Source organism: Mesorhizobium waimense, from assembly GCF_003601975.1.
GTDB lineage: Bacteria > Pseudomonadota > Alphaproteobacteria > Rhizobiales > Rhizobiaceae > Mesorhizobium > Mesorhizobium waimense.
Genome location: NZ_QZWZ01000111.1, coordinates 1 through 4,889, shown reverse-complemented (window position 1 = coordinate 4,889; position 4,889 = coordinate 1). Strand labels below are relative to the sequence as shown.

The following is a 4,889-nucleotide window of genomic DNA, read 5'->3' as shown; positions in this document are numbered from 1 at the left end:
TCGAGATCGGCTTGCCAGTCCACATCCATTGATCGGCCCTCCACAAGCCGACCTCCTATGAATCACGCAAACTCTCTCTTGGGAATTCCAAAAACTCGCCCGCCGCTAAAAACCTGCCAAAGTAGTGCTAGCTAGGGGATGAGGCGACGAGCTATCTTTTCGACAACTGGTTTGATCCGATCGAAGCTGGCCTGCGCGAGCGGGTGCGCGGCTTCATCGAGACGATGCTCGAGGCCGAGCTGGAAGCGGTGCTTGCCCCGCCCCGGTATGGCCGGCAGCCGGCGGCGCGCAGTGATGAGACCGCCGGTGTCGCCGGCCACCGCCACGGCAGCCGGACGCGCACGCTGACGGGGACCTTCGGCACCACCGAGATCACGGTTCCGCGGGCGCGCCTCGAGGCCGGCGAGGACAAGACGGCCGAGTGGAAGAGCAAGGCCTTGCGCGCCTATCAGCGGCGCACGATGGCCGCCGACGCGCTGATCGCCTCTGTTTATCTCGCCGGGTACGAACACCAGGCGCGTGCGGCGTGCGCTCGCCGCGCTGTTCGGCGGCGCGATCGGCAAGGACGTCGTCAGCCGCACCTGGCGCAAGGTCAAACCGACTGGGATGCCTGGAATTCCCGCTCGCTGGCGGACGAGCCGATCGTGCGCCTGATCCTCGACGGGACGGTAGTTCGTGTCAGGCTCGACCGCAAAGCGACCTCGATCTCGCTGCTCGTGGTCATCGGCGTGCGCGCGGACGGCCAGAAGATCCTGCTTGCCGTCAAGAACATGGGCGGCGAGACGACCGAGGCCTGGCGGGCCATCCTCGACGATCTCGTCGGGCGCGGTCTTCGCCGGCCCGAGTTCCTCATCGTCGACGGCGAGGCCGGACTGGACAGGGCGATTGCGGCGCTGTGGGACGGGGTGCCGGTTCAAAGATGTACCGTCCACAAGCACCGCAACCTGCTGGCGCATGCTCCCGAGCGCCTGCACGAGGAGATCACTGCCGATTACACCGACATGATCTACGCAGCCACGCCAGAGGAGATCGAGATCCGCCGCAAGGCGTTCATCCGCAAATGGCGGCTCAAATGCCGCGCGGTGGCCGACAGCCTGGAGGAGGCTGGCGAGCGTCTCTTCGCCTTCACCCGGCTGCCGCCGAGCCAGTGGAAAAGCGCCAGAACAACAAACGCGATCGAGCGGCTGCACGAGGAGTTCAAGCGGCGCATCAAAACCCAGACCGTGCTGCCTTCGGCCGAAACCGCGGCCATGCTGTTCTGGCATTGATGGCGTCCGGCCAGATCTCGATGCGGAAAATCGACGGCTGGCACACGCTTCCTACGAAGCCACTCGATCAGCAGATTGACCTCGCCGCATGAACCGATAATCTCAATTTACCGGAGGCTACTCCGCCGATTTCCAACACGATCCGCTACGGCACCGAAAGAAAACATTTATGCTTTTTTCATACTGTTGTTAAATATTTTGGCAGTCATTGACCTTTGGCGAGGAGCTTAAATCGGATGGACACGGTAATCCACCATCCTCGGCTTTGTGCAGCGATGACGTGACCGGATCGCCTTCTTCCACGATGTGGCTACGAATAGCATCGACCTTTCGCGACTGAGCCCGCCGTATCTCCTGCGCGCGGTCCAGCATCGCGGTAGTCGTTGAATTCGTGCAAGCGAAGCCCGCCCGCCGCTGCAACAGCATTCCCACCGGCATCCAGCATTTTCAGCCCGACTCGATCGGCGAGCGGAAAAGCCCTCACTACCGGCTCACGGCGTGCCACACGGAAAGGGCCGGGCTTTTGTGATCCACTCTCTCTGTGTCAGTAATCAGCATTGCGCGCCTTTCGATCTCATCCTTCGGGCAAATCGTCCAACCAGCACGCGCCCTCGCGCTGTGGCCGAGTGAATATCTTTCCGATTTTTTCCGAATTCTTGTGTTGATGATATCGCATATACACAAGGCCATCGGCTCCAAGGTCGAGGAGCTCGATCTTTCCCGTGTAATGCGACATGATGTATTTGAACGTCTTTTGTATGCCGCTGAGACATTGGTTGATGCCGTGCGCAATCTCTATTCCGCGGTGCAGCGGAACCTGAAAATGTGACGCCCCTTTCACAGGCCTGGCCTGAAAAAGATAATAAGGGCGGACACCCATTTGGTGACACTTGGCAAAGGTCGCAGCCAAGACCTCGGGATCATCGTTGACTTTCGCGAGGAGGACGGACTGATTGAGAAACTGCACGCCCTGTGCGCGCAAGGAGCGAATGTTGCGCTCTGCATCGATCGAGATTTCACCGATGTGATCGAAATGTGTGACGATCACTGCGGCTTTACCCGCTTCATGGATCCGTTGGAACAAAGCCGATAGAGACGGATCCTCGAACCGCTTGGGGTCGTAGGCGACTGTTTTTGTGCCGAATCGGATCGAATCCAAATGTGGGATCGGCAGCAGATGATCAAGAATTTTGTCGAGCTTGGCGGTGGTGAGCACGAACGGGTCGCCTCCCGAAAGCAGAACGTTCGTCATCTCAGGATGCCCACCAATATATTGCGCTATCTGCGCGAAATCAGGTGCAATTTCATCATCAAAATCCTTGCCGACGAGGCGTTTGCGAAAGCAAAAGCGGCAATATGAAACGCAACGGTTTGTTGCCAGCAACAACCCAGTCTGAGCGTACTTGTGCTGAAGTCCAGGCAGAACAGTGTTGTCCTGTTCGCCACTCGTATCCAGACTGCCGGAACTCTCGAACTCCTCGAATGATGGCTCCACAATATACTTAAGCTTGTTGTAGTAACCACTATTGGTGATCTGCTCACGGTAGAATTTTGTGACATGATAACGCGTGATGCTTTTGGCTTGAAGCTCACCCTCGGTAACGACGCGCCTCCCCTCGATGAAATCCATTGCCGCAGTTCCGGACCCCGGACCCGAGTTGGTGGGCGATGATCGAGGCGGGCAAAGGTCGGTGGCCGCCGATTTCGCCCGCGTGTTCGGATCGCGACAGCTCAGGCCCTGATCGAAGCCGACTGCGATCGCTTTCGGATCCCGTTCCTCCTGCGCCTCAAACAACTCTTGAACGCGGCGATCCAGCGGATGGGCCGCTTTCATCCGGTTGGACTCCACCGGACGACGGAGACGTTCGTCCGCCAATAGGAGCGGCGCCGACCAGGCCCGCTGCCCGGAGTCAACCGCCATTTGGCTTAGCGCCTGCTGCAAATACTCCACAAACCGGTCGACTGTACTCCGCTCGAATAGGGACGTCGCGTAGATCAGTTTCCCACGAACCGCCTCGCCGACCTCAGCAAGGTCAAGCGCAAGATCATGCTGGGCGACACGGTCGTCAATGCCGACATGCTCAAGTTCGAGCCCCGGCAGCTTCGCCGATTCTGTGCCATTGTTTTGCCATGCAAATATGACCTGGAAGATTGGGGTATGAGCGACGGGCTGGGTGTCAAGTTCCATCACTTGCTCAAACGGCAGATCCTGATTCGCGTGTGCCCCAAGCGCCGCGGCATTCACCCGTTTCAGCAATTTTGCCAGCGTCGGATCGTCCGACAGATCGATCCCCAGCGGCAGGGTATTGACAAAGAGACCGATCAGCCCGGCGATCTCGGAGCGCGTGCGATTTCCGCTCGGTATGCCGATGAGCAACTCGTCCTGGGCCGACAACCGCGCCAGCACCAGAGCCCAGCCCGTCAGCAGAGTCACAAACAGCGTGGTCCCATGATATCGGCTCAGCGCCTTGAGTTGGGCGGTCAACGGCTCGTGCAACACGACCTCGATGAAATTGCCGCTGTAGTCCTGCTGAGCCGGGCGCGGCCGATCCGTCGGCAGTTTCAGCACGGCTGGCGGGCCCGCCAGCTTCCGGAGCCAGTATTCCGACTGACGCTCCAACACCTCGCGCGACAGCGAGCGCTGCCAAAGGGCGTAGTCCGCATACTGCAGCGGCAACGGCGTCAGCCGATCCGCGCGGCTCTCCCGGGCCGCGGCGTAGAGCTCGCTGAGCTCGCGTGTCATGATCGTCCGCGACCAGTCGTCCGAGACGATGCGGTGGGTCGTGATCAGCAGCACATGATCGTCCACCGCCAAGCGCACCAGCCGGCTGCGGATCGGTGGCTCCACCTCCAGGTCGAACGCCGCGTCCGCTTCATTGCGCAACAGATCCGCGAGCGTTGTCTCCCCATCAGCCGCTGTCAGATCGTCCCGTTTCACTGACAGGCCGAAATCCGCCGGCCCGATCCGCTGGAACGGCTCGCCGCCCTGCATTCCGAAGATCGTGCGTAGCACCTCATGACGCGCCACTAGCCCGTCCAACGCCGACTGCAGGGCGGCCTCATCCAGCTCGCCGCGCAGCCGGAGCCCCATCTGAATATGACACGCCTCTCTGCCGCCCGCCAGACGCGACAGGAACCACACCCGCTGCTGGGCGAATGACAGCGGCACCCGCGACGGACGCGGCAAAGCTACAATTGGCGTGACTGCACTCAGCCGTGCAGCGTCCGTATCGATTTGGATGATTCGAGCAAGTTTCATGAAGACCTCCTCGGTCGGAGATTGCAAGAACGCTATGGTCGTAACGGATCCTTCATCGTATCCCACGCAATCGGCATGCCACCGAAAGGTGTACGGGCAAGAGGAGCGAAATCATGTGTTTCGCGTGACAACGGCAGAATGCTTGCGCCTTAGAATGTCAGGTTCCGAATACAGATGTCTTCACCCTTACATTGCTGAACATGACCTCGAATGACGGCGGTAAGCGAGACGTGTAAGAGGCCGTTTGGAAAATCGGAAAATTGGGATTTCGGCGGAGGCTGGTTTGTGATTCAAGCTGTGGATGTGGACCGAACAGAGCCGTGGCCGGATGGCCAAGATCGCCAAGAAGACCAAGCGCTACC

The 4,889-nt window shown here is 59.7% G+C and carries 3 protein-coding genes; 1 reads left to right on the top strand and 2 read right to left on the bottom strand.

Annotation, left to right across the window (positions count from 1 at the left end; all coding sequences use genetic code 11):
• The first annotated feature begins 203 nt into the window (after positions 1-203).
• Positions 204-1,268 (top strand): IS256 family transposase, encoded by a 1,065-nt coding sequence (locus D3227_RS39675; protein WP_245452154.1) that lies wholly within the window; start codon positions 204-206, stop codon positions 1,266-1,268.
• Between the two features lie 574 nt (positions 1,269-1,842).
• On the opposite strand, the gene D3227_RS39670 is transcribed toward D3227_RS39675, so the two are convergent.
• Both D3227_RS39670 and D3227_RS42445 read right to left on the bottom strand, forming a co-directional pair.
• Positions 1,843-4,527 (bottom strand): condensation domain-containing protein, encoded by a 2,685-nt coding sequence (locus D3227_RS39670; protein WP_147377822.1) that lies wholly within the window; start codon positions 4,525-4,527, stop codon positions 1,843-1,845.
• A gap of 157 nt (positions 4,528-4,684) precedes the next feature.
• The coding region (locus D3227_RS42445; protein WP_208646609.1) for a hypothetical protein at positions 4,685-4,889 on the bottom strand (205 nt) is incomplete at its 5' end.